Here is a 24471-nt window from a genome sequence, read left to right on the forward strand (position 1 = left end):
GAAAGTCTTCTTTTGAGAATATAGGGGGATGTAGAAATGACTAAAAGCAGCAAGTTGGAAAATCAATTAGTTAAGGAAGAATGTCATCCTGTCGATAGGGAAATTTGCTTAGCCTCTCCGATGCCAATGGTTATCATAAATGACGAATTGAAAATCTGTTATGCCAATGATCAAGCCTGTAATGTTTTGAAGATGGACCTCTCCACACTGACGGGCAGGCTTTTCAACAGCTTTTTCTCATCGGTGCCTTCCCCGATTGTTGCACACTACCAGGAAGTGATGAAGTCTGGAAAATCACTCGAGGATGAAACATTAATGAATATCAAAGGCGATAAAATCATCCATGTTGAATTGATCCTAAAAAAATCCTCCGTTTCTACTAATGCCTATTTATACTTTAAAGATGTCACGAAATCCAAGGAGAGTGAACGAAAAGACCATCTCAACGTTCACTTGCTGTCGAATATATTCCAGAATGCCTCGGAAGGAATTGTACTTTTCGACCTTGAGGGAAACATAAACGACGTGAATATGGCGTTCACCAAACAAGTCGGCATGTATAAAAAAGAAATCATCAAACGGAATATCCGTTCATTCATTCCAGAAAACTCGCATTATAAAATAGATAAAATCAAGGAACTGCTTTCTAAGAACAGAAAAGCGAGGGGGGAAATCCCGATAAAGAAGGCGAATGGGATTTCGATTGTAGAATTCACCACAAGCCCCTTTATCCATCATAAACTCCATATGGCCATCCTCAGGGATGTTACCGAAAGAAGGCAGATGGAAATCCAGGTGAAGCGAAATGAAGAGTTATTCAAGGGGTTATTTGAAGAAGCGATTGATGCCATTGTCCTTTGGGATCAGGACGGAAGAGTGTTGAAGGCGAATGCTTCTGCGCTGAAGATCTTTGAATGTTCCTTATCCGAACTATTATCAAAAAAAATAAAAGACTTCGTCTATCCGCTGGAAACCCAGAAGTTCGACCTTGTAATGGAACAATTGTATAAAAGCGGAGCTGTCAGAGACGAAGTTCTCTTCTTAATGCCTAATAATCAATTGAAGCACCTGGAGTTCACTTCAAAGCTTCATTCAGTGGATGGTTATAATATGACGATCTTCAGGAATGTAAGCGAGCGGTATCAGATGGAAAAGGAACTGAGAGAAAGTGAGGAGAGATTCAGGAAGATATTCGAAGGATCTTTGGACGGCCTATTCCTCACCAATCATAATTATGTGGTGGTTGATGCAAATCCGGAGGCAAGCAAGATCTTGCACCTGGACAAGGACCAGTTGATCGGGAAAGATGTACGGGAAATATTAAGCATTAAAGCAGAAGATGAGGCGTATCACGATTATCTGGTACAATTAAAAGAGGAAGGCCAGTCCAGTTTTTTAAAGACATTCCGCTCCCAGGATGAACGGCTTCATTATATCGAATTATCATCAAAATATAACCTTCTTTCCAATCTCAATTTGACGATCATCCGTGACATCACCGAACAAATTGAATTGCAGGAACAATTGAGAAAGTCGGACACACTGAGTGTTGTAGGAGAGCTGGCAGCCGGGATTGCGCATGAAATCCGCAATCCGATGACTGCAATGAAAGGCTTCATCCAGCTCCTTGAAAACAGTGTGGGTGAAGATCACGAAATGTATTTTAATGTCATAACGTCCGAGCTTCAGAGAATTGAATCGATCATAACAGAATTTTTGGTGCTGGCCAAACCTCAGGCCGTTCAGTATCAGGAAACAAACCTTATTAAAATCATGAAAGATACCGTCGAGTTGCTAAGTGCACAGGCGACCATGCATAACGTCCAATATGATGAACAGTATCAGGAAGGGCTTCCGCATATTTTTGCAGAACCCAATCAGTTAAAACAGGTTTTTATCAATATCATTAAAAACGCTATTGAAGTTATGACCCATGGCGGAGTCATCACGATTGGCATCCATGAAACAGATGATGATTGTGTCCATATCGAGATAAGGGACCAGGGAAGCGGCATTTCAAGAGATAAAATTAAAAAACTCGGAGAACCTTTCTATACGACGAAAGAACGCGGAACCGGACTTGGTCTTATGGTAAGCTTTAATATAATCAAAGAGCATAATGGCAGAGTGGAAGTCGATAGTAAAATAGGGGAAGGCACTGTCTTTCATATCTACCTGCCAAAGGTGTAAGGAGTTGAACGTTTATGACCGTATCAAAACTGGTGATGGATAGTCCGATTGGGCAATTGGAGCTTCTGGCTGATGATGAATCTTTAGTATCTGTGGGGTTCGGGGGAGAAGGGCAGGATCCTGCAGTTACTGATCACCGGGTCCTCCTCGAAGCAAAGCATCAATTGCAAGAGTATTTCAATGGTGAAAGGAAAGCATTTGACCTTCCCATTAAAATAGAAGGAACTCAGTTTCAGCAGGAAGTATGGAAAGAATTATGCGAAATACCCTATGGAACAACCTGTTCCTACGGAGAGATAGCTGCACGCATTAATAGACCGAAAGCCGTCAGAGCCATCGGCCAGGCCAATAAAGCCAATAAATTCCCCGTCATCATACCTTGTCACCGGGTGATCGGGAAGGATAAAACAATGACCGGCTACGCGGGTAAGCAGGTGGATAAAAAAGAAATCCTGCTGTCACTCGAGCAGGGCCTTTAGGATTTAAAGCATTTTTCTTCGGAAGAATGCTTTTTTTATTGTAATATTAATCCATTTAGATTATCATCTAATTAGATATATATCTAAATAGAGGGGTGAGTTCTTTGCAGCTGGAAAAACAAGTCGCTTTCCATAAAACAATGGGAGATCCCACACGAATTAAAATAGTGCATCTATTGGGGATCGGTTCACTGCATGTAAATGCGATTGCCGGAAAATTGGGGTTGACGGCGCCTACCATTTCCCATCATCTCAACAAACTGAAGGAATGTAATCTTGTCTACTCGAGAAGGGACAAGAATACGATGTATTATTTTCTGAATAAAAAAGTGCTGGAACACCACGCAGCAGTACTTGAGCGATTCACCAATCAAAAGGGAGTGACGACACAAATGAATGAAAAAATACTGAAAGAGAAGCAAAAAGTCATGAATAATTTCATGGAAAAGAGCGGGAGAATGAAATCCATACCTGCTCAGCAAAAGAAAAAGCTCTTTCTGCTTGAACATATGGTGGAAGGGTTGAAGACCGGAACCAAATATACTGAAAAGGAAATCAATGAGTACATTAAAAACTTTCATGATGACTTTGCCACCCTGAGAAGGGAATTCATCATCCACCAGTTTATGTTCAGGGAAAATGGGATTTATGAAGTCAACCCACGGGAAATGTGGGGATCGACAGCTTTGTATAAGGGGGAATGAGAAATGGGGAAGGCGGTATCTGCGTATGGTTGATCGTGGCTCAGGTGCGCTTTTGCGGGTCTTGTCGCTAAGTGAATAATTTTTGTTGGTAAACTCCGAAAAACGTCAGAAAATTCCCAAAAGCGTTGGTGAATCCCAAAAAACGCCGGCAGCAACGAACAGACGTTGCGCAAATCCACCTTCCAAAGTCAACTCAGGAACAGTCCATAAAAAAGCACCACCGGAAAGACACTGGTGCTCCAATCTGCAATTCCTTACGTCATCCTCCGGATATCATCCTTCCGATATTCTCTTCATAAGAAGGATAAATGACACCCTTTTCGGTAATGATGCCCGATATCAGTTCATTCGCCGTCACGTCGAATGCAGGGTTGTAAACTTGGGTTCCCTGAGGAGCAATCCTTACCCCATTGATTTCAGTCAGCTCTTCCGGTGCCCGTTCCTCAATGGGGATGGAGGTACCTGACGGCAGTTTGAGATCAAAGGTGGAAGAGGGGGCCGCCACGTAAAATGGAATAGTATGAAACTGGCATAAGATGGCGAGCATCGATGTGCCGATCTTGTTTGCTGTATCACCATTTGCTGCGATCCTGTCAGCTCCCACGATGACAGCTTCGACTTTCTTTTCCTTAATCGTATGGGCGGCCATGCTGTCTGCAATCAGTGTGACATTCACACCGGACTGCAGTAATTCCCACGTTGTCAGCCTTGAACCTTGAAGGACAGGCCGGGTCTCGCATGCATATACATCAAAGTTTTTTCCTTTTTCGCTCCCCAAATGAAAAGGTGCCAAGGCTGTTCCGTACTTGCTGGTTGCGATTGAACCTGCATTGCAGATGGTCATGATCGTGGACTTATCTTTAAGAAGCTCAAGGCCGTACTCGCCGATTTGTCTGCAGATAACTTCGTCCTCCGTATGAAGTTGAATCGCGGTGTGAAGAAGGGTGGTTTTTGCTTCATTGACAGACTTGGCTTTCTCGATTGCTTTTTCCAATGAATCTAATGCCCAGCCGAGATTCACCGCAGTGGGACGGGATGAATACAAATATTCCTTAACCTGTCTGAATTCTAAAATGAACTCAGACAGGTTTTCGGTTTGATGTTGATTCATGGTCATTGCCAGTCCATATGCTGCAGTAATACCGATTGCAGGTGCACCTCTTACTTTCAAGGTGACGATGGCGTCATAAAATTCATTTAATGAAGAAAGCTTCAGGTATTCAATCTCATGGGGAAGCTTTTGCTGATTTAATATCTCTAAACAGTCATCACGAAAATTCAGTGATGTCGGAATGGTCGTTGTGTTTGTCATGATAGGCTCCTTAAGATGAATGGTTTCGGATCAATTCTGTCAGTTCTTCGATTGAAGAGAGTTTGTGCCTGTTCAGGATGAGTTCTCTGCCAAGGGAGAGTGATTTTCTTTTAGCGTCTAACCTTTTTTCTTTACCTTCAATTCCATCAAGATCTTCCACATGGGCTAGGCCTGCCGTTCTCCTAATAAGCTCACATCCGCTGAATCCTGCGCTGTCTTGAAAGGCTTTGTTCAAGACATATTCCAGGTACCCACGAACTTTTGTATACGCATCTCCGCTTTCCTGCCAATGCTTTGAAAACGTTTCAGAGAATACCTTCCAAGTGTCTGTGATGATCAATAGGATCTCTTCTTTACGTGTTATATCTTCCCTGGTGATGGCCTGAAAAGTCAGATTCGCTATGAACTGCCCAATGTCGAAGCCGATGGGGCCGTAAAAGGCAAACTCCGGGTCGATGACCTTAGTGTGTTTTTCATCTGCGAAAATACTGCCGGTGTGAAGATCGCCGTGCAGGAGTGCTTCGCTCTCAGTGATGAAACTTTTCTTCAGCTTTGCCACTTCAAGTTTCAAGCTGAAATCATTCCAAAATTCCTTTAAAAGGGGCAGGAGTTCTTCTTCAAAATCGTTTGTTTCACTGTTGAAAAAAGGGTCTGTGAAAACCAGATCTTCTGTGATCTTGCAAAGTTCAGGATTTGAAAAGTTCTTTACGTATTCTTTTTTCTTAAAGGGATGCAGGGCATAGTCGGACGTAAAGTACAGGGTGTTGGCAAGGAACGTGCCTATATCTTCAGCTAAATGCGGGAATGGATCACCATTGATCAGTCCTGCCCGCAAGATATTCAAGAAACTCAAATCCTCCATCACCGTGACTGCTAGCAAGTCATCACTATGGTAAACCTGAGGTACCAGCCCAGGGGCATGAATTTCCTGAAGCTTTAATGCATCCGCCTCGATTCTTGCACGGTCCACTGTTAACGGCCAGCTTTCACCAACCACTTTTGCATAGGGGAGGGCCTGTTTTATAATGATCCCTTTTTTGCCATTTTCCGTAATCCGGAAAACAAGGTTCAAGTTCCCATCACCTATTTCACAGCAGGTCAAATCGGCATCTTCTTCAAAAAAGTTCAGGTTGACCGCTAATTCTTTAGCGGTTTGCTCGTTTAGTGATTGATAGCTGGATATCGCTTTGATTGACATTATGGTTCCTCCTTAATCTTCTTGAAAAGTCAGGAGGCTTATTTTCTAAAATGAAAAAAGCCTCTTTCATTGGGGAAAGAGGCTTTAAGAACGAATCTTATTCGCCTCTTATCTCTCAGAAAGGTAACCTTTCTGTTGGAATTAGCACCGTGCCTTATGGAATCTCCGGCGCAAAAAGCGCCCCGTTTCACAACGGTATTACGGTCGGTTGCTGGGCTTCACAGGGCCAAATCCCTCAGCCAGCTCTTGATAAGAGTTATTTAGTTTCATTCGAGTGTAAACTCAGTTAGTAAGCTTTGTGGTTTGAATAGTATCATTATTTGAAATACAGAGTCAATAACTTTTTAGGAAAATTTTATTTTAATAGAATTCAGGTCGGCGGTCTTGAAAGATCGGAATCTTCTTCCTCACTTCATCTGCTTCATTCAGATCGATTTCCGAAATGATCAATTCCTCTTCAAGGCTTCCTTCCGCTATGATGTCCCCCCACGGACTGATGATCAGCGAATGGCCACCGAATTCATTCTTTGGATCGCTTCCGGCACGGTTGCATGCGATGACGAAGCATTGATTCTCAATAGCCCGTGCTGTTAAAAGGGTCTTCCAGTGTGAAATTCTTTCTGCTGGCCACTGTGCCACCACGAATACGGCTCTTGCCCCATTGACGACATGTTTCCTGAACCATTCAGGGAATCGGATGTCATAGCAGATCATGCCGGCCATCACTGTATCCAGTATTTTGAACAGGCCGTCTTCCTTACCTGGGAGAAGATAATGGTGTTCATCCATCAGCTTGAATAGGTGAAGTTTGTTATACTGCTTAATGATGTTACCGCTGCTGTCGGCAACAAGGAGGGTGTTTGACACACCATCTGCTGTTTTCTTTGCAATCGAGCCGCCGACAATATGAATGGAATATCGGGAAGAAAGATCTGAAAGAAATGCAGAAATGTCTCTTGCATCTTCATCAGCGATTTCACCGATTCTTGTTAAGTCATAACCGGTCGTCCACAATTCAGGAAATACCACGATATCGCAGTCTGCTTCGACGGCTTTCTTAACCCACATCTGAACCCGTTTTTTATTTTCATCAGGGCGGCCAAATGTGATATCCATTTGTGCCAGTCCAATCTTCATACTCAAAGTAACACCTCATTTTTGAAATTTTCACTTTACAATCATTACTTTACGTTATATCATTTGTGACTAGAATTTGAAAGTAAATAATTTTCTAAAAAGTGCAGAAGGTGAAAAGATGACAACCTTTAAAAAAGCAGAACGAATCAACTCACTGCCGCAGCAATTTTTCGCGTCGCTTACTGGGAAAGTCCAGGAAGTGATGAAACAAGGGCACGATGTAATCAATTTGGGTCAGGGAAATCCGGATCAACCGACACCTCCGCATATCGTCGATGCGATGATAAAGGCGGTAAACTCGCCGGACAACCACAAATATTCCCCATTTCGGGGGTTGGATTCATTCAAGGAAGCCATCTCGGTTTTTTATAAGCGGGAGTATGGTGTGGATATCGATCCACAGGAAGAGGTTGCCGTGTTGTTTGGGGGAAAAGCAGGACTGGTTGAACTGCCTCAATGTCTTCTGAATCCTGGGGAAACGGTGTTGGTACCGGACCCGGGGTATCCGGATTATCTTTCAGGGGTATCCCTGGCAGAGGCCAGAATGGTGACAATGCCGCTCATAGAAGAAAATCAGTTCCTGCCTGATTATGGAGATATAACATTGGAGGAAAGGGAAAAGGCCAAGCTCATGTTTTTGAACTATCCAAATAACCCCACAGGAGCGGTTGCCTCCCGAACATTTTTTGAAGAGACGGCAGCTTTTGCAAAGAATCACGGGATTTGCGTTGTGCATGATTTTGCATATGGTGCCATCGGTTTCGATGGGAAAAAGCCTGTCAGTTTCCTGGAAGCCGACGGGGCAAAAGACACGGGCATTGAAATTTACACACTCTCTAAAACCTATAATATGGCAGGATGGAGAGTGGGCTTCGCAGTCGGGAATAAAAGTGTGATCGACGCTATCAATATCTTGCAGGATCACATGTATGTGAGTCTTTTCGGTGCTGTCCAGGAAGCGGCAGTGGAGGCTTTGCTCGGTTCCCAGAATTGTGTGGAAGAACTGGTGGCTTCCTATGAATCCAGAAGGAAGACATTTATCAACGGACTGAGGGAAATCGGATGGGATGTAAAGGCACCGGCTGGTTCATTCTTTGCCTGGCTGAAGGTCCCTGAAGGTTTCTCATCTGTGGAATTCTCAGATTTTCTTCTTGAGGAAGTCAATGTGGCAGTAGCACCCGGAGTGGGATTTGGTGAATATGGAGAAGGGTATGTGCGAGCAGGATTATTGACCAGTGAAGAACGCCTCTCTGAAGCCGTGAAGAGAATTGAAAATTTAAAATTATTCGATAAATAGATTGACAGAAATGAAAAATGATGCCATAATCCAACTGAAATTAAATTAATAGCAAATGATTTTTCTTATCAAGAGCAGGCGGAGGGACCAGCCCTATGAAGCCCGGCAACCGACTTTTAAAAAAGCACGGTGCTAATTCTTGCAGCATTATTTTTGCTGAGAGATAAGACAGAGTATTGTATAAAAACCTCTTCTTATCGAAGGGGTTTTTTTGTTGAAAAGTTGCGTTAAAAGAACATACATGATCGGAGGAAGCGTGAATGAGTGAAGTGATTGCAACATATGTTTTGTCCGGAAAGAGCGGTACATTCGAGAAGAAAGCGGAAGGAATCGCACTTGGACTGACGGTAGGTTCATGGACAGATCTTCCCCAGTTGGAACAAGAACAATTAAGAAAGTACAAAGGAAGGGTAGTGGAAATAAACGAACTGGAAAGCGATACGGCAGAAATTCGAATTGCGTATCCATCCGGTAACTACTCAAACGATATACCTGCCATCCTGACGACCGTCTTTGGCAAACTTTCTCTAGATGGCCGAGTGAAACTGACGGATATTGAGTTTTCCGATGATTTAAAGAAAGCATATCCCGGGCCAAGGTTCGGGATTGGAGGAATCAGGGAAAAAGTGAATGTTTTCGACAGACCGCTTCTAATGAGTATTTTTAAAGGGGTGATCGGAAGAGATCTTGATTACCTTCAGTCACAGCTGAGAGCTCAGGCACTGGGTGGTGTGGATCTGGTAAAGGATGATGAAATCCTGTTCGATAATGAATTGACGCCATTTGAAGAAAGGATAAAGGCCGGCACCAACATTCTTCGAGAGGTTTTTGAAGAAACAGGGGCCCGCACTCTCTACGCAGTCAATTTATCCGGACGGACAGCCACATTAAGGGAAAAAGCAAGAAGGGCGAGAGAACTTGGGGCTGATGCCTTATTGTTCAATGTGTTTACATATGGACTGGATGTACTGCAGGAGTTAAGGGAAGATGAAGAAATCAGCCTTCCTATTATGGCCCATCCTTCTTTTTCCGGTGCTTCAGCTGCATCCCCTCAATACGGGGTGAGTTATTCTTTGTGGCTTGGTAAATTTTTAAGGATGACCGGCGCAGATTTATCTTTATTCCCTTCTCCTTATGGAAGTGTGGCATTAGACAAAAAACAAGTGTTGGCCATCAGGGATGAATTAGTTAAACCTGATGAATTCAATGAGACATTCCCGGTTCCTTCCGCAGGGATTCATCCAGGGCTGGTACCACAGTTGATTGCTGACTTTGGGCATGAGTGTGTCATAAATGCAGGGGGAGGAGTGCATGGCCATCCGGATGGTGCTGCAGGAGGAGGGAAGGCCTTCCGGCAGGCAATAGAAGCTGTATTGGATGGAACGACTCTTGTTGAGGCGGCATTTGCAAATAAAGAATTGGATGAAGCCCTCAAGTTATGGGGAGAGGGGGCTGCTGTCAGTGTCAAGAAATGATTATAGTACTCAATGGGATGAGCTTGCACAAGTGAAAAAAGAGCTTGCAGACCGGGATTGGTTCATGGGGACGAGCGGGAACCTGGCCATCAGGGTCAGTACTTCTCCGACCGCCTTTCTCGTTACAGCAAGCGGGAAAGACAAAAGGAAGCAAACGGATGAAGACTTCTTGCTGGTAGACGAAAGAGGAGAACCACTTAAAGAAACCAGCCTGCGCCCATCTGCGGAGACACTGCTTCACAGCAAAATTTTTCAGAGCAGTCAGGCTGGTTGCAGCCTTCATGTCCATACAGTCCCGAATAACGTAGTGAGTGAGCTGTACGGTGACAGAGGGGAAATTACTTTCAAGGACCAGGAATTGATTAAGGCTTTTGATAAATGGCAAGAGGATGACACGCTGACTATTCCGATCATTCATAATCACGCACATATTCCCCGTCTGGCAGAAGAGTTTTCCCCTTATGTAAAAGGGGATAAAGGGGCCGTGCTGATCCGCAATCATGGAATCACCGTGTGGGGACGCAATGCTTTTGAGGCTAAGAAACTTCTTGAAGCATGCGAATTTTTATTTCAGTACCAACTATCACTATTAACTTTAAAAAACATCAAACAGCCCATTTAGGAGGAATCAATATGACTACAATCAAGATACAGGAATCCCGGGAGATAATAGATAACCAAGAAGAAGTTGTCTCTTTCTTACAAGGCCAGGGGGTCATTTATGAAAGCTGGACACTTTCAAAGCTGGATGACAGTCTGCATGAAAAGTTTGATTTATCCGATTCCGAAAAGGAGAGCATCATCGAAGCGTTCAGGGAAGAAATAGAAGATATATCCGCGAGAAGGGGATATAAGGCATGGGACGTCATTTCATTGTCTCCCACTACACCAAATCTTGAGGAACTCCTTAAAAACTTCCAGCAGGAGCATCATCATACTGACGATGAAGTCCGTTTCATCGTGAGCGGGCATGGTGTCTTCATCATTCAAGGCAAAGACGGAAGATTCTTCGAGGTTCATTTGAATCCGGGTGACTTGATTTCGGTACCGGAAAATATTCGACATTATTTTACACTGAGCGATGATAAACAAGTGGTGGCCATCCGTATATTTGTCACACAAGAAGGCTGGGTACCGATCTATTAAGTAAGCTCTTTTCACAAAGATTGTTGGTATTCCCTGGTGAAAAGTCAGCAATTGCCAGTCAAGCTATCTTGTACAGTCTGGAAAAGTGCACGCCAGCAAGGAATATATCGGTAAAAAGGATTTAGTATAAGTAAAACCCGAACTAATTTGCATGAGGTGAGGCGAATTAGCTCGGGTTTTTAATTTGTTCATTGCACATTTAGGTTTTAACTCATTCAGCAGATGACCTCAAGTGGCTAGCCGCCGGAGCTGGACAGGATCTGCCGCGAGAATGCGGGGAGGCTCACGGGCTGCCCGCGGAAAGCGAAGTCTTGCACGGAAATCACTAGCGTTGTTTTGAGTCCTTTCTGAAGTGTTCGTCTTTAGACATGGAATTTTTAGTTTTGTCCCAACCTCCTTTTTTGTTTAAAGGAGGATTGAACATAAAAAGTATGATAAAAGAACCCAGAGCATAAGTTAATGTAATTCTTAGTTATGGAGGAGTGTTGGGGTGAAACTGGTTCCGATTGCAATAAACAGCAGCTATTTCGTTGACATGCTTAACTTATACCGGCTTCTGCATGGCAGCGATCCATCAGAAATGCAGAAACAATTCAAAAGACATTTTACGTATCCCGGATTCGAAGGATATTTCGCAATCGACGGCACTAAACTGGCGGGGTTCATTTATGGCTACACCTCCCGAGATGGGCAGTATTATCATGATTTACTGGCTAAACATCTCAAGAGGGAAAATATGTGGTTAAAAGACTGCCTGGAACTCGCCGAATTAGGAGTCCATCCCCATTACAGAAGGGCAGGGATAGCTAAAGCATTAACCGGACAATTGCTTAAAAACAGAAAAGAATCCACAGCGTTACTGACTGTCCGAAAAGATAATGCCGGTGCCATTCTTTTTTACAAAAAGTTGAATTGGCAAGTAATAAAGGATGGGTTCTTTCCGAATACACCCTATGAATACATCATTATGGGAAAGAAAATTCAGAAAGGGCGTGTCAACTGACGTGGCGATTTTTGTCAAAAAAACAGACATTACTAGGGATTTTGTCTTGTTTTGCGAATCTATTTACTTTTCTGAGAATAGTTGCGATACTAACTAAGTAACGTTTTTATTAATAGAATCAGCTTTAGGGAAAAGGTGATTCGAACAATCAACTGCCGCGTTATCACTGTATACAATAAGTATTTCAGTTGGATTTTCAGACCGACAGTCACAAAACAAAAAGGAGTTAGTACGAAATGGGTCAATATCTTAAAAAGAAGTGGTTACTAGTAAAAATTAATCAAAAGCGTGCTGAAATGATTTCGCTCGGGGAAAACATGGGGCTGGGAGCACAGGAAACGATCGAGTGCAGCCAGCAATTGGATGATCTCTTGAACCAATATCAAAAATGTACTAAACGAACTTATAACTTTCAAGAAGTTGTTCCTTATGAATTCAGCCAGGCGATTAAAACCTTACTCAAAAAAACAGCATCATAATATCCCCACAATAACACCTTTTAGGATAAGAAACCTCACAGAATGACCACTAACTATGAATTCAACAACTTCATTTATTAAAAATGAAAATAAATTACCTTCCATGTGAAAACCCCTGTATCGGCAACGGACTGGTACAGGGGTTTTTCTGCTGTCTTTAAGAGATTGACTAATCCACTAATTTCTAGTATAATATTTTGAAACTGAGATATTAGTTCAAAGGAATGAAGAACATGACAGAAAACCAAGATACAAAACAATCATTAAAACTTTTTATCGTACTCTCACGTGCTTATAAAGCATTAAATGAAGAGATTAATAAGAACATACAAGAAAATGGTTTGAATCCCACAGAGTTTGCTGTTCTGGAATTGCTCTATCACAAAGGGGATCAGCCGCTGCAGCAAATAGGCGGAAAAATCCTGTTAGCCTCCGGCAGCATCACGTATGTTGTGGATAAATTAGAGAAAAAAGGGCTGCTTAAACGGGTTGCCTGTCCCAATGACCGGCGTGTGACGTATGCACAAATTACTGATGAAGGCAGGAGTCTGATCGACAAGATCTTTCCGAATCATGAAATGAGGATTCATGAATTGATGTCGGCACTTACTCAAGAAGAAAAGAGTGATGTAATCGATTTGGTCAAGAAGCTGGGGCTTTCCATCAAGAATCTATCATATTGAAAGATATAAAGAGTCTTTCCAAGGAAAGACTCTTTTTTTATGTAGGAAAAACAGAAGTACAGGTCGAATACAATAGATGGACTTTAAAAAGGGGGATTTTATATGAAGTTTGAACAATATACATACGAACGGCCGAATCTGCTTGAAATCAAAGATGGAATCAACCAGGCACTGAAAACGTTTAAACAAGCCGATACAGCGGACGAACAAGTAAAAGCAATGAAGGAAATCAATGAACTGCGACTTCATTTCGATACGATGCTAAACATTTGCTATATCCGGCATTCAATTAACACAAATGATGATTTCTATAAAGCAGAACAGGATTATTTCGATGAAGTCATGCCTGATTTCCAGGGTCTCGTTACTGATTATTATAAGGAGCTCCTGAATTCTTCTTTCAGGGCGGATCTGGAGGAGCGCTTTGGAAGACAGTTATTTTCACTGGCGGAAAGTGAAATCAAAACCTACTCACCTGAAGTGGTAAAGCTGCTCCAGGGAGAGAATAAACTATCTTCCAAGTATACGAAATTAATGGCTTCTGCAAAAATCCCATTCCAAGGGGAAGAAAGGACACTCGCTCAGATGGGGCCTTTCACTCAAGCTGTGAACCGGGAGACCCGCAAAGAGGCAACGCTTGCTTCCGTCCGTTTCTTTGAAGAGAATCAGGAAGAACTGGAAGGCATCTTTGATGATCTCGTCAAGGTCCGCCACAAAATAGCTGTCACTCTTGGTTATGAAAACTTTGTTGAACTCGGCTATTACCGAATGACGAGAACAGATTACACACCGGAAATGGTGAAAGTGTTCCGTGAGGGTGTAAAAAATCATGTGGTGCCGTTGGTGAGTAAATTAAAAGAGAGACAAGCTGACAGAATTGGAATCAGTTCCATGAAATTTTATGATGAAGGGTTTAAATTCACTTCCGGGAATGCTGTACCTAAAGGAGACCCCCAGTTCATCATTGAAAATGGTAAAAAGATGTATGAAGAATTATCGCAGGAAACAAAAGAATTCTTTCACTTTATGATAGAGCGCAGCCTGATGGACCTGGAAGCGAAGAAAGGGAAGGCCGGAGGGGGCTATTGCACATACATACCGAATTATGCGTCCCCCTTCATCTTTTCGAATTTCAATGGGACTTCCGGTGATATTGATGTCCTGACTCACGAGGCCGGCCATGCATTCCAAGTATACAGCAGCAGGGGTTTCGATATTCCGGAGTATCAGTGGCCGACATACGAAGCCTGTGAAATCCATTCGATGAGTATGGAGTTTTTTACATGGCCATGGATGGAACTGTTCTTCAAGGAAGACACGGACAAATATAAATTCTCCCATTTAAGCGATGCCCTTCAATTCCTGCCATATGGAGTCGCGGTAGACGAATTCCAGCATTTCGTTTACGAAAATCCCGAAGCGGGTCCCGCAGAGAGGAATGCAGCCTGGAGGGAGATTGAAAAAGAATATCTGCCTCGCAGGGATTATGACGGTATCGATTATCTTGAAGCTGGCGGCTTCTGGCAGCGTCAATCGCATATTTATAACTCGCCTTTTTATTATATCGATTACACACTTGCGCAGATCTGTGCATTCCAATTCTGGGTAAAAATGAACGAGAATCGTGAAGAAGCATGGAATGATTATGTAGATCTTTGTAAACTTGGCGGAAGTCTTTCGTTCACTGAGCTTGCAGCTTCAGCCAACCTTGATTCACCTTTTAAAGAAGGGGCAGTAGAAGAAGTGGTCGAGCCGATCGCAAAGTGGCTGGATCAAATAGATGATAAGAATCTTTAAAATAATTAAACAGTCGATTTTCATAAGATACTGAATAGAGTACAAACGAATAACACATAAAAGGAGTGACAATTCAAATTGATTTTGTCACTCCTTTTTTCTTTATTCGAATGTATTAATACCATTGCTCAATACTAATTGGAGAACGGATACATGCCATTTACGTGCAAGCAGGACAAAAGTGTTTCAATCTGAGTAAAAGCCGAACTAATTTGCCTTCTGGAAAATAGATTAGTTCGGCTTTTTTTGATTATTCAATTGGATGTGTCATTACTTTCCAGCAGTTGCTTGTAGTGTAAGACGAAGACTCTTGACCGAAAGGCGGGAGGGCTTTGGTCAAAGGATGGTGGCATAAGACGTACCAGTCATGAAGGGGTTGTTTGCCTGAGCGAACGATTTGGCTTTCTGAGCCCAGCAGCTGGACAATAGAAAAGAGGAGGCGGATTGCTCAGCCCCGACAAGCATAAAATGGGTTTGCCGGGAGGAGGGGTGTCCTTTTTAGTCCAATCGGTGTTAAATTTGGATACTTTTGGTAAGTGACGGAATTAATTTTAAAATTCAAAGATTATTGAACAGAATTCGAAGATTAATGCATGGAATTGAAAGAAAAAGTCCTGTTTTCGAAAGATTACGGACAAAAATTAAAAGATTCCCCTGATTTACCCTCATTCCGCAGGGTGAATTAAAGCGTTCATATAGCCAAAACTCAGATTAACACCTACTATTCGGGTACAGCAATCTCATATTCCCCCGTTAGAACGCCTGTTACCCCTATAAACAACGACATCATGAACCCAACGGGCTGGAAGCCGGATTTGGGCAGAATAAGCATCTGAAATGACAGGAGCCTCACAGGCTACTCGCGTAAAGCGAAGTATTGCACGAAAATCAATAGCGGTGTTTTAAGTCACTTCTTAAACTTTCGTTAAAACAAGTACCTCATTCAAGTAAATAGGTAATTTATTGTCCTTTTGCTTCTGATTTCTTCAGCTTGTACATAGAGTGAAGTAGAAGAGGTATGAGGTGAGTGAATGAAAAGAATATCAGGGGCATTTCAAATCGCTGCTGTGTATGTCGGAACGGTAATCGGTGCAGGGTTCGCAACGGGAAGGGAAATAGTGGAATTTTTCACCCGTTTTGGATTCATCGGTTTCATCGCCATCTTATTCAGTGGATACTTATTCATTACAATGGGTACACGGATCATGCTCAAGTCACATGATATGAAGGCAAAGTCCTTTGAACAATTTAACGAATACCTTTTTGGGAAATGGTTCTCAAAATTCATGAATATCATGATGATGGTGATGCTGATCGGTGTATCGGCGGTCATGCTGTCAGGTGCAGGCGCAGTATTCAAGGAACAACTTCTGATGCCAAAACAGTTTGGAGTCCTCTTGACAATCGTGCTTGGTTTCCTGACAATGATGATCGGTATGAAAGGACTCTTTGCCGTTAACACATTCGTTGTGCCGCTCATGATCATGTTCAATTTATTCCTGATGGGACACTCGGTTACAGATGCAAGATTTTTAGAAGCTTTCCTGACTATCCCGCCTGTGGATGACGGCTGGAAATCAGTGGTAGCCCCTTTTTCGTATGTTGCTTTCAATTTGGCTATGGCCCAGGCTGTCCTTGTGCCTGTTGCGAGTGAAGTAGAGGACAGGAAAGTGATTAAATATGGAGGTTATTTAGGTGGTTTGTTTCTGACGCTTATTTTGATCTCGAGCCATATGACCCTGGTCTTGATCCCGGAGGTCACTTTGTATGAAATACCAATGGCGGCAGTGATGAAATCATTTGCTGCTGGGTTGTATTTTATCTATATCCTTATCATTTATGGTGAAATCTTTACTTCTGTCATCGGCGGTGTGTTCGGTTTGGAGAAACAGCTGGCAGGTTATTGGAAAGGGCCTTCCCTCGTTACATTTACGGCGATCTTTTCAATGATCTATTTACTGAGCTTTTTTGAATACAGTGAATTATTATCATATTTATATCCGTTGTTCGGTTATTTGAGTCTATTGTTTTTAGTACTTCTCTGGATGAAACATGACAGCGAAAAATGATCGCTCCTCGGGGGGTTAATTCTTCTTTTTTTGCTTAACATAAACATGTAGCTAATAAAGGAGGAAACATAATGACGAAATCGAAGCATGAAAAAGAAAGACAATGGAATGTAAGGAAAGAGGACCAAAAACCGCATGGCAAGGTACCTTCATTCAAAGAGTTATCGCAGCCGGATAAAGGAAAATAATAAAGGGGGTGGCTCCAGGCCACTCCCCTTTTATTGTATATATTGCTGATCTAATTGTTTTCAACCGTTTGATTTGCGTCTTCGGTTTTATATTTATTTGGAAAAAAAGAATTTCTTACTGCATCCCGGTCCCAATCAGGCAGGCCGCAGCTGGAAGCCAGTTCTTCGAGGTGCTTCATCAAGAACTTCATGTCCAGGTTTTGCAGGCTGTCATAATCGATTCCTTCCAAGATATAATCCTTGAATGTCCAAATGATCTTCTTAACGTCTTTCTTATTATTTTCTGCTATCATCCTGAGTGATCTCAGCATTTCGGCGATCACTGATATATCATGCTTACCATAATGCCGCAGCTGATAAAAACTCTGGTACAGATAATCCTCAAAATCCGGCTGCTCAAGGATGATGCGTATATTGCCTTCTTCATCTGCAATATGAGATCCCGGAAGCTTGTGTCTTGCTAATTTTGATAAGATGATCCCTATCTCCTCGATGCAATTTTTAGCAGTGTTCGGATCATTTATGGCAGGAGAAATGGCTCTGAGGGCGATTTCGACCAATTTTCTTATCCCGAGATCAATATCTTCGATCGGTTCCTTATCCGGGCCCAGAACAATAAAATTCAAATATTCTTCAGGTTTTATATCATCTTCCTCCGACCAGATTGTCATTGCTGCGGTTCCCTCCAGGAGATATTCGCCCGGCGTCTTGATCATGCATACAATGCAGTCATTTGATACCGCTCTATGAAGCAGCCCTTCAATTTCAATATGCTGCAGATAACCGGATTCATTACTATATACGTAACACGCCTCTGTATCCTCAAAAGATAAGGGATCGATTCCAGTGTGTGTCGATTCCAATTTATCTTTTTTTCTGTAAAGCGGGCTATTCTCAATTTTATGGTTCGTTTTAATCGTAATATTATGAATAAGGTTACTGACTTTAACCCAGTTCGAAACATGATGAACGAAATAAACAAATACAAAGAGGCAGATGATTGCCACTATTGCAGCAAATGCAGCAGAAATGAAAAGCTCCTGTCCGGATTCGTCTTTCAGGAGAATAAGAAGGGTGATGCAGTAAACGACCCCTGAAACAAAAATGGCAAGAACGCGCTGGGTTGGCCGGTCATTGATGAAATTTTGAAGTGTCCTGGGTGAATATTGGGACAGAAAGGTTGTGAGTACAACCATTATAGTGGAAAAGGTAATGGTGGTCATGGTCATGATTGAAGAGGCAATGGTACTGATGATGGTCATGCTTAAGTCGAAGTTGGCAAACAATACTTTAGGGAGCAGCGGATAGTCGTGCTTGCTCAGCCACCAATCAAATGAAAAGGTGACAAGTGCAAGCACGAGTGAAATCAATGAAAAAACGAGCGGTATGAACCAAAAGCTTTTTTGGGCTTTTTTCAGGATATGGACATTCAGATGCATCTTCGTTGGGCCACCTTTTGTTTTATATGCTATAAGAATATCCTGAACGAAAGAAAAGAAACTATTCATTCCCTTCGCCCGCGGTAAAAAATTTAGATTAGTACAGGCAGCCGGTACCCACTTCCACCGGCCATTATGGCTAGTGTTTAGAGAAAAGTAATGATAGAGCAGCCGGCCCCCTCTAATAAAAGGAATGATTATTGCTCAATGATTTTATAGTTTTTATGATTTACAACTGTCTTTTCTTCAAGTTCCAGATCCCTGTAATTTTTCATATAAGTCAGATCGACAATGACAGAATTCTCGTTTACTTTTTCCACAACTCCTTTTAACCCTTCTTTAAATTCAATAACATTTCCAATTTCTGCTTTTTTCATTAGAGGCATCTCCTTTTTGCCAAAATTCTACAATCAATTACTAATATTTTGACTGAAACGAACTGAAAGGTAAAGAGTTTTCTAATAATTTAATAAAAAAACTAATGTTTGCAGTATTCTTAGAGTGGATTACAATAAGATTAGACAATTTGGGAGGAGGCTCATACCATTATGGAAAGCGAAATCATAAAGATGCTGGAAGCACTGAGGAATAAGGAAGTAGAAGAAATCTCTGTAGAAAAAGAAGATTTTCTTTCCTTCAGGGCTGTCCTGGTAAAACAACCGGATTTCAAACATTTCAGGGGAATTGCCGCTCACGGCGGCCATGTACGTTATCAGTATCTGGAGAACCCGAGAAGCTGAGATGTGATGAATGTGTTGCAAGCATTATGATATAAAGGCAGGTTTGATTAGAGCAGGTAACCATTTCCGGATGAAATCCTTAACCAACCTTGTTATTGTATAGGGTGAATCTCGTTAAGGGGGAATATCACATGAAAAAACATATTATCTCAGGTCTTGCAGCAATCAGCATGCTTGCTTTTACTAGTTCCGCGGCAGCGGCAGAAGGCGTTCACACCGTGAAGAATGGTGAATCGCTTTGGGATATCGGTAAAGCAAATTCTGTTTCTGTACTAGATTTGATGAAAAAGAATGGTTTGAAATCACATGAGATCCACCCGGGACAAACGATAAGCCTTCCGGAAAGAGATGTAAGCGAAGAAGATAAAGCACTGCTTGCAAAACTGGTTCAAGCTGAAGCAAAAGGTGAGCCATATGCAGGCAAGGTGGCAGTTGCTACTGTTGTCCTGAACAGGGTCGACTCGGATGAGTTTCCCGATTCAGTTAAAGAAGTAGTATACGAGGTTTCCAATGGACATTATGCCTTTTCACCCGTCCAAAATGGAGAAATCAATAATAGTCCTTCGGATGAATCCAAAAAAGCCGTAGAAGAAGCACTTGCCTTTAGAGGTCAGGGCCAGGGTTCCCTGTTTTTCTATAACCCGGATACTTCAAGCAGCAGCTGGATTACTTCAACCGATACGGTATTGACGATCGGGAACCACGTTTTTGCAAAATAATAAAATTAACAACATATGTTGAAAAGCGATTAACCTGCCATTCTACTAATATGGCAGGTTAATCTTTTTTATGGGAGCTGTTTTTTTGCCTGCCCAAAAAGGGTAATCTAATCTATGTATAAAATAGGAAGGAGAGATGATGTATGACAAAGCGTGTAGTCTGTATTACAGGAGGAGCCAATGGAATCGGTGAATCGCTTGTGGAGCATTTTGCCAAGTTAGGTGATGTAGTCCATTTCTTTGATAAAGACCGTGAAGCCGGTGTTAGGCTTGAGGGGGAACAAGTGAAAAGGGGCAGCTCAGTCGTGTTCCATCACATTGATGTCTCCTCACCTGAAGAAATCAAAAACGGATTTCAAGCTATTCGAAGGAATCACGAGTTTCTCGATGTACTTGTCAATAATGCGGGGGTATCAAAATTCAAATCATTCTGGGAGATGACGCCAGAGGATTGGAATAGCATTATATCCGCGAACCTCAGCAGTGTCTTCCACTGCTCACGGGAGGCTGCCGGGCTAATGAAAGATAAAGGGGGTGCAATCATCAATATTGCTTCCACCAGAGCCCAGATGTCTGAACCCCATACAGAAGCTTATTCTGCAACCAAGGGGGGCATCTCAAGCTTGACTCACTCCCTTGCTATCACCTTGGGGGAATACGGCATCCGCGTAAATTCCATCAGCCCCGGATGGATTGAAACAGGTGACTATTCCGCCTTGCGTGAAATAGATCACAGTCAGCATCCGTCAGGGCGTGTAGGAAAACCGGAAGATATTGCAAGGGCATGCCGTTTTCTGGCTGACCTTGAAAACGACTTCATCACCGGTGAAAATCTCGTTATAGACGGAGGCATGACGAGAAAAATGATCTATGAACATTAACCACTTGAGATTCCTGATTCTTGAACTGATGAATATAATGAATATTTGCTATATTTTTACTATTTCATTATAATTAGGTCAGAAAAAGGGGGATCAGAATGACACAATTAACAGAGATAAAAAAAGAAATGAACAAGGTACTGGTCGGAAAGGACAAAGAAATAGACCTGCTTTTGATTGCCTTGCTGCAAGGTGGTCATGTTTTACTGGAGAGCGTTCCGGGGACAGGCAAGACATTACTGGCGAAAACATTCTCTCAATGCATAGAAGGAATGTTCAGGAGGATCCAATTCACCCCGGACGTCCTGCCAAGCGATGTGACCGGCATACAGTTCTTCAATCCCAAGACCCAGGAATTTGAACTCCGGACCGGACCGGTGATTTCAAACGTCCTGCTGGCTGACGAAATCAACCGTGCCACTCCGAGAACACAGGCAAGTTTACTTGAGGTCATGGAAGAGAAACAAATTACTATTGATGGCGAAACGGTTCCATTAAACCCGCCTTTCATCGTAGTTGCCACTCAAAATCCAATCGAATCACAGCAGGGGACGTTTCCGCTTCCAGCAGCCCAGCTGGATCGATTTTTACTGAAGATCCCTTTTACATATCCTGAATTTGAGGAAGAAAGAATGATTTTGAGCCGTTTTAAATCGGAACCGCCTTTGAATGCGGTGAGGGCCGTCATGAGTTTATCTGAAGTAGAAGCTTTGTCCAGAGAGGTAAAGAAGGTACATGTCTCAGCTGATATAGAGTCATATATCCTGCAAATGACAAGGGGAACGAGAGAACACGAATTGATTGAAGTAGGGGCAAGTCCAAGAGCAAGTCTGGCACTTCTGAAAGCCGCACAGGGTCTGGCCTTTATTGAGGGCAGAGATTTTGTCAGACCTGAAGATGTTTTACTTGCAGCTCCTTATGTCCTGCAGCATAGAATCCAACTGACCGCAGAAGCTTCACTGACCAAGTCCGAGGAAGAAGTTATAGCAAACTTGATTGAAACCATCATTCTTCCAGTTGAAACGAGGTAGCGGAAGTGACTTGGAAGCGTGAAGTGATCGAGGAGGGACCATATAACGGATTAAGTGAAATTCTTTTAATCATTCTGACAACAGCGAGCTTATTCTTTCAGTTCTACCCTGGAGCGGGGATATTTTTGCTCTGTATCGCTTATTTTCGGATTCATAAATGGTACCTTGAAAATATCGGGAAAGAGTTGAAAATAAGGCAGCTGCCGAAGCGCATACGTCTTCACCCTGAAGAAAAAGGAAACTGGGAAATCCATTTTGATAATGAAGGAATGCCGTTATGGGGGGCTGTTTTGAGACTCACTTTCAAAGATATCGTAGAACCGGCCGATACTCCTTTTGAAACATATCACGGGGGAAACATCGAAGTGTCGATTCCCTTTTCGATGGGGAGAGGGGAGAGTGGAAAGGTTTCTCTGCCGATTGTAGGTAAAAGAAGGGGCCTCTGCCGTTTGACGAAAGTACAAATCCTCATTCCTCATTTATTTGGAAGCGGTAAAGTGCTTATGGATTTGATGGAGCCAGTAAAATCTACTGTCATGGTATTCCCAACCCCGGCTCCTGTCTTGCTTGAGAATAATCATGACTCCCATGACATTGGCGAGGTCCCTGCTCTGCATTCGTTATTTTACGATGTATTTCAGCCGATAGGCACAAGGGAATATGTACCTGGTGACAGGTTTCAGGACATACACTGGAAAGCAAGCGCAAGGACGCAAGTGTTACAGACAAAGGTCTTTGCACCCGCAGTGAAGAAAGAGTGGATGATTGCCGTAAACCTTTCAGAAAAATACTCGATTACAAGGGACCTCGAAAAGATCATTAAACATACTGCATTTTTAATGCATCTTGCTGCCGGGCAGCAGATTTCTTTTTCACTGGTAGTGAATATCAGGAGTCAGGGGATCACCCCGTTCTATTACTTACCGTCAGGCACAGGCAGGAAACATCAGCAAAGAGCTCTTGAAATGCTTTCGGCATTATCGACTGACGATTCGACGATTCCGTTTCATATTGTATTGCAGCATCTTTCCATCCGTCAGCTTGTCCCTTCAGTATTGATCACTGCAGGCATACTTTCGGTGGAAAGTGAGAAAAGATTAAGTAAGATCAGAGCGGGTCACAGGGAAATTTACTCAATGTATATTGAAGATAAACAAGGAGTCGTCACGATATGGAAACAAAGATCGAAAATTCCTTCTTAACCGTCAGGGAGCAGCAGCTTCTGCTTAAAATAGGTTTATTATTTGGGGTGGACCTTCTGTTCGTGATGCTCTCTGCAACCCTGCTGATTGAACAGGAGGGCATCCTGACCCGATACGTCCCGTTTATGTCAGTTGTGTTTCTCTTCCTTTACCCGGCCATGATCATTTGGGTCAAGAAGAAAGGCATTCATTCCTTGATACTGTACTCAGTCCTTCTGTTTTCAGGGGCAGCAGGTTTCTATCTGTTTAACATTACCCTGTGGATGACGGCGGTTATCCTATTATTTCTTCATTGGAGAATAGGCTCATATTTTCAAAGTGAAGATGATCAAATTGATGTCTCCAGCCCGATTATTCTAGGGTTTTTATGTCTATCTGCCTTTTCGCTTATCATAGGGAATGCAAGGGATTTGGGTAATGGCATGATTATACTGACCCTGATCCTGCTAATGTTTTCCCTTGTTTCAACCGTGACCAGCTTCCAGCGGATGCTCATAGGCGGTACCGGTGAAGGGAGCTCTAATAAAAGAAATCTTATGAAGCCCTTTGCTGTATTGCTCGTTGTGTTGGCTGCAGGAGGTGTTTTATCGGTTTTCAGTTCATATGCAAGGATGGGGTTTTACTGGATTTTGAATAAAGTATTCTGGCTCTTTTCCTTCCTTGTCAATCCTTTATTTGCATTGTTAGTGAAGGTAAGGGATTGGATCATGAGTAAGATTTCGAGGGATACGCTGTCCGGTTTTGGGTTGAAGCTTCCTGAAGAAAAGCTTGATGAGGCACAGCAAGCGGCTTTCTATGATGGAATGTCTTATCCTTGGCTGAACGAAATATTGATTGCTGTCTTTATCCTGGGTGTCATCATCTATTTCATTAAAAAGAAGAAAATAGCATATGAAATAGAAACCGGTGGTCAAATGTCCCCTCTAATGTCAAAGTTTAAAAAGAGGGAGCTCAAACAAAAAGAGATTTCAGGGGCTATTCATTATTCAGCAGCGGGGAATGCCATCCGACAAGCGGTGAAGGAGCTGGAAAAAGAGGCGGCTGCCAAAAAAATTGGCAGGAAACCTAATGAAAACATCCGGGCCTGGTTTTTCAGAATGGGGTTAAATGAAGATGAGGCTTTCTTTAAACTATATGAAACAGTCAGATATGGAACCAAGATCCCGGATGAAAAAGAAGTATCCTCTTTTGTAAAACGCACAAAAGAGCATATGACTGCTTTGAATGACAGAGATAGATAAATAAACTGATGCGGGCTTAGCCTGCATCAGCTTTTTTAATTCGCTTGTTCATAGGGTAAGA

At 42.6% G+C, this 24471-nt stretch carries 24 protein-coding genes and 2 riboswitches; of the genes, 19 read left to right on the top strand and 5 right to left on the bottom strand.

Annotated features, from left to right (window positions below; translation table 11 throughout):
• Positions 1–36 precede the first annotated feature (36 nt).
• The 3 genes from ACKA06_RS02280 to ACKA06_RS02290 all read left to right on the top strand — a co-directional run bounded on the left by ACKA06_RS02280 (position 37) and on the right by ACKA06_RS02290 (position 3373).
• On the top strand, positions 37–2190 hold the full coding sequence (locus ACKA06_RS02280) for a PAS domain S-box protein (RefSeq protein WP_064565154.1): 2154 nt from the start codon (positions 37–39) through the stop codon (positions 2188–2190).
• Positions 2191–2204: 14 nt separating this feature from the next.
• Positions 2205–2669: a methylated-DNA--[protein]-cysteine S-methyltransferase gene (locus ACKA06_RS02285; RefSeq protein WP_214873945.1), complete on the top strand. Its 465-nt coding sequence runs from the start codon at positions 2205–2207 to the stop codon at positions 2667–2669.
• Positions 2670–2773: 104 nt separating this feature from the next.
• On the top strand, positions 2774–3373 hold the full coding sequence (locus ACKA06_RS02290; RefSeq protein WP_214873946.1) for a DUF2087 domain-containing protein: 600 nt from the start codon (positions 2774–2776) through the stop codon (positions 3371–3373).
• Positions 3374–3632: 259 nt separating this feature from the next.
• Here ACKA06_RS02290 and mtnA read toward each other — a convergent pair whose 3' ends face one another.
• The 3 genes from mtnA to ACKA06_RS02305 form a co-directional block, all read right to left on the bottom strand.
• The gene (gene mtnA, locus ACKA06_RS02295; RefSeq protein ID WP_214873948.1) at positions 3633–4685 is read right to left on the bottom strand and encodes an S-methyl-5-thioribose-1-phosphate isomerase; all 1053 of its coding nucleotides are present in this window, start codon (positions 4683–4685) and stop codon (positions 3633–3635) included.
• A gap of 10 nt (positions 4686–4695) precedes the next feature.
• Positions 4696–5883, bottom strand: coding sequence for an S-methyl-5-thioribose kinase (gene mtnK, locus ACKA06_RS02300; RefSeq protein WP_214873950.1), 1188 nt, complete (start codon positions 5881–5883; stop codon positions 4696–4698).
• Between the two features lie 105 nt (positions 5884–5988).
• Positions 5989–6139: riboswitch (SAM riboswitch) on the bottom strand.
• A 104-nt stretch (positions 6140–6243) separates the two neighbouring features.
• The gene (locus ACKA06_RS02305) at positions 6244–7026 is read right to left on the bottom strand and encodes a carbon-nitrogen family hydrolase (RefSeq protein ID WP_411158964.1); all 783 of its coding nucleotides are present in this window, start codon (positions 7024–7026) and stop codon (positions 6244–6246) included.
• 112 nt (positions 7027–7138) lie between these two features.
• Between ACKA06_RS02305 and ACKA06_RS02310 the strand changes: the two genes are divergently transcribed.
• The 10 genes from ACKA06_RS02310 (at position 7139) to ACKA06_RS02355 (ending at position 17157) form a co-directional block, all read left to right on the top strand.
• The gene (locus tag ACKA06_RS02310) at positions 7139–8317 is read left to right on the top strand and encodes a pyridoxal phosphate-dependent aminotransferase (RefSeq protein WP_214873951.1); all 1179 of its coding nucleotides are present in this window, start codon (positions 7139–7141) and stop codon (positions 8315–8317) included.
• 62 nt (positions 8318–8379) lie between these two features.
• A riboswitch (SAM riboswitch) is annotated at positions 8380–8487 on the top strand.
• A 90-nt stretch (positions 8488–8577) separates the two neighbouring features.
• Positions 8578–9792 (top strand): 2,3-diketo-5-methylthiopentyl-1-phosphate enolase, encoded by a 1215-nt coding sequence (locus ACKA06_RS02315; protein WP_032089071.1) that lies wholly within the window; start codon positions 8578–8580, stop codon positions 9790–9792.
• Complete coding sequence (locus ACKA06_RS02320) at positions 9779–10414, top strand: methylthioribulose 1-phosphate dehydratase (RefSeq protein ID WP_411158965.1); 636 nt, start codon at positions 9779–9781, stop codon at positions 10412–10414. Before ACKA06_RS02315 ends, ACKA06_RS02320 begins: the two co-directional genes overlap by 14 nt.
• Positions 10415–10425: 11 nt before the next feature.
• A complete protein-coding gene (locus ACKA06_RS02325) occupies positions 10426–10938 on the top strand; it encodes a 1,2-dihydroxy-3-keto-5-methylthiopentene dioxygenase (protein WP_214873952.1) in 513 nt (170 codons plus the stop codon).
• A gap of 490 nt (positions 10939–11428) precedes the next feature.
• The gene (locus tag ACKA06_RS02330; protein WP_411158966.1) at positions 11429–11941 is read left to right on the top strand and encodes a GNAT family N-acetyltransferase; all 513 of its coding nucleotides are present in this window, start codon (positions 11429–11431) and stop codon (positions 11939–11941) included.
• A 236-nt stretch (positions 11942–12177) separates the two neighbouring features.
• Positions 12178–12420: an aspartyl-phosphate phosphatase Spo0E family protein gene (locus ACKA06_RS02335; RefSeq protein ID WP_032089067.1), complete on the top strand. Its 243-nt coding sequence runs from the start codon at positions 12178–12180 to the stop codon at positions 12418–12420.
• Between the two features lie 224 nt (positions 12421–12644).
• Positions 12645–13103, top strand: coding sequence for a MarR family winged helix-turn-helix transcriptional regulator (locus ACKA06_RS02340; RefSeq protein ID WP_411158967.1), 459 nt, complete (start codon positions 12645–12647; stop codon positions 13101–13103).
• Between the two features lie 102 nt (positions 13104–13205).
• Positions 13206–14900 (top strand): M3 family oligoendopeptidase, encoded by a 1695-nt coding sequence (locus ACKA06_RS02345; RefSeq protein WP_411158968.1) that lies wholly within the window; start codon positions 13206–13208, stop codon positions 14898–14900.
• A gap of 1031 nt (positions 14901–15931) precedes the next feature.
• Positions 15932–16969 carry a YkvI family membrane protein gene (locus ACKA06_RS02350; RefSeq protein ID WP_411158969.1) on the top strand — a complete coding sequence of 346 codons (1038 nt, stop codon included), beginning with the start codon at positions 15932–15934 and terminating at the stop codon, positions 16967–16969.
• A gap of 71 nt (positions 16970–17040) precedes the next feature.
• Positions 17041–17157 (top strand): DUF6254 family protein, encoded by a 117-nt coding sequence (locus ACKA06_RS02355; RefSeq protein ID WP_231938030.1) that lies wholly within the window; start codon positions 17041–17043, stop codon positions 17155–17157.
• A gap of 50 nt (positions 17158–17207) precedes the next feature.
• Here ACKA06_RS02355 and ACKA06_RS02360 read toward each other — a convergent pair whose 3' ends face one another.
• Complete coding sequence (locus ACKA06_RS02360; protein WP_411158970.1) at positions 17208–18596, bottom strand: DUF2254 domain-containing protein; 1389 nt, start codon at positions 18594–18596, stop codon at positions 17208–17210.
• A gap of 197 nt (positions 18597–18793) precedes the next feature.
• Entirely contained in the window at positions 18794–18973 is a 180-nt protein-coding gene (locus tag ACKA06_RS02365; RefSeq protein ID WP_032089063.1) for a YkvS family protein, read from the bottom strand.
• A 171-nt stretch (positions 18974–19144) separates the two neighbouring features.
• Here ACKA06_RS02365 and ACKA06_RS02370 point away from each other — a divergent pair, with 171 nt between their 5' ends.
• The 6 genes from ACKA06_RS02370 to ACKA06_RS02395 all read left to right on the top strand — a co-directional run bounded on the left by ACKA06_RS02370 (position 19145) and on the right by ACKA06_RS02395 (position 24410).
• Positions 19145–19336 (top strand): hypothetical protein, encoded by a 192-nt coding sequence (locus ACKA06_RS02370; protein ID WP_032089062.1) that lies wholly within the window; start codon positions 19145–19147, stop codon positions 19334–19336.
• A 131-nt stretch (positions 19337–19467) separates the two neighbouring features.
• The gene (locus tag ACKA06_RS02375) at positions 19468–20055 is read left to right on the top strand and encodes a cell wall hydrolase (RefSeq protein ID WP_411158971.1); all 588 of its coding nucleotides are present in this window, start codon (positions 19468–19470) and stop codon (positions 20053–20055) included.
• A gap of 143 nt (positions 20056–20198) precedes the next feature.
• Positions 20199–20936 (top strand): SDR family oxidoreductase, encoded by a 738-nt coding sequence (locus tag ACKA06_RS02380; protein WP_411158972.1) that lies wholly within the window; start codon positions 20199–20201, stop codon positions 20934–20936.
• 98 nt (positions 20937–21034) lie between these two features.
• The gene (locus tag ACKA06_RS02385) at positions 21035–21967 is read left to right on the top strand and encodes an AAA family ATPase (protein WP_411158973.1); all 933 of its coding nucleotides are present in this window, start codon (positions 21035–21037) and stop codon (positions 21965–21967) included.
• Positions 21968–21972: 5 nt separating this feature from the next.
• Positions 21973–23169, top strand: coding sequence for a DUF58 domain-containing protein (locus tag ACKA06_RS02390; protein WP_411158974.1), 1197 nt, complete (start codon positions 21973–21975; stop codon positions 23167–23169).
• Positions 23139–24410: a hypothetical protein gene (locus ACKA06_RS02395; protein ID WP_411158975.1), complete on the top strand. Its 1272-nt coding sequence runs from the start codon at positions 23139–23141 to the stop codon at positions 24408–24410. The genes ACKA06_RS02390 and ACKA06_RS02395 overlap by 31 nt, the downstream gene beginning before the upstream one ends.
• The last annotated feature ends 61 nt before the right edge of the window (positions 24411–24471 follow it).

The organism is Rossellomorea oryzaecorticis (assembly GCF_045897515.1).
GTDB lineage: Bacteria > Bacillota > Bacilli > Bacillales > Bacillaceae_B > Rossellomorea > Rossellomorea enclensis.

What these genes read in the sequence shown, in the direction of transcription:
- mtnK (WP_214873950.1), bottom strand. Translation starts at nt 5,883, where the DNA reads ATGTCAATCAAAGCGATATCCAGCTATCAATCACTAAACGAGCAAACC.
- ACKA06_RS02360 (WP_411158970.1), bottom strand. Translation starts at nt 18,596, where the DNA reads ATGCATCTGAATGTCCATATCCTGAAAAAAGCCCAAAAAAGCTTTTGG.
- ACKA06_RS02310 (WP_214873951.1), top strand. Translation starts at nt 7,139, where the DNA reads ATGACAACCTTTAAAAAAGCAGAACGAATCAACTCACTGCCGCAGCAA.
- ACKA06_RS02355 (WP_231938030.1), top strand. Translation starts at nt 17,041, where the DNA reads ATGACGAAATCGAAGCATGAAAAAGAAAGACAATGGAATGTAAGGAAA.
- ACKA06_RS02350 (WP_411158969.1), top strand. Translation starts at nt 15,932, where the DNA reads ATGAAAAGAATATCAGGGGCATTTCAAATCGCTGCTGTGTATGTCGGA.
- ACKA06_RS02315 (WP_032089071.1), top strand. Translation starts at nt 8,578, where the DNA reads ATGAGTGAAGTGATTGCAACATATGTTTTGTCCGGAAAGAGCGGTACA.
- ACKA06_RS02325 (WP_214873952.1), top strand. Translation starts at nt 10,426, where the DNA reads ATGACTACAATCAAGATACAGGAATCCCGGGAGATAATAGATAACCAA.
- ACKA06_RS02380 (WP_411158972.1), top strand. Translation starts at nt 20,199, where the DNA reads ATGACAAAGCGTGTAGTCTGTATTACAGGAGGAGCCAATGGAATCGGT.
- mtnA (WP_214873948.1), bottom strand. Translation starts at nt 4,685, where the DNA reads ATGACAAACACAACGACCATTCCGACATCACTGAATTTTCGTGATGAC.
- ACKA06_RS02375 (WP_411158971.1), top strand. Translation starts at nt 19,468, where the DNA reads ATGAAAAAACATATTATCTCAGGTCTTGCAGCAATCAGCATGCTTGCT.
- ACKA06_RS02285 (WP_214873945.1), top strand. Translation starts at nt 2,205, where the DNA reads ATGACCGTATCAAAACTGGTGATGGATAGTCCGATTGGGCAATTGGAG.
- ACKA06_RS02365 (WP_032089063.1), bottom strand. Translation starts at nt 18,973, where the DNA reads ATGAAAAAAGCAGAAATTGGAAATGTTATTGAATTTAAAGAAGGGTTA.
- ACKA06_RS02345 (WP_411158968.1), top strand. Translation starts at nt 13,206, where the DNA reads ATGAAGTTTGAACAATATACATACGAACGGCCGAATCTGCTTGAAATC.
- ACKA06_RS02335 (WP_032089067.1), top strand. Translation starts at nt 12,178, where the DNA reads ATGGGTCAATATCTTAAAAAGAAGTGGTTACTAGTAAAAATTAATCAA.
- ACKA06_RS02385 (WP_411158973.1), top strand. Translation starts at nt 21,035, where the DNA reads ATGACACAATTAACAGAGATAAAAAAAGAAATGAACAAGGTACTGGTC.
- ACKA06_RS02280 (WP_064565154.1), top strand. Translation starts at nt 37, where the DNA reads ATGACTAAAAGCAGCAAGTTGGAAAATCAATTAGTTAAGGAAGAATGT.
- ACKA06_RS02370 (WP_032089062.1), top strand. Translation starts at nt 19,145, where the DNA reads ATGGAAAGCGAAATCATAAAGATGCTGGAAGCACTGAGGAATAAGGAA.
- ACKA06_RS02340 (WP_411158967.1), top strand. Translation starts at nt 12,645, where the DNA reads ATGAAGAACATGACAGAAAACCAAGATACAAAACAATCATTAAAACTT.
- ACKA06_RS02395 (WP_411158975.1), top strand. Translation starts at nt 23,139, where the DNA reads ATGGAAACAAAGATCGAAAATTCCTTCTTAACCGTCAGGGAGCAGCAG.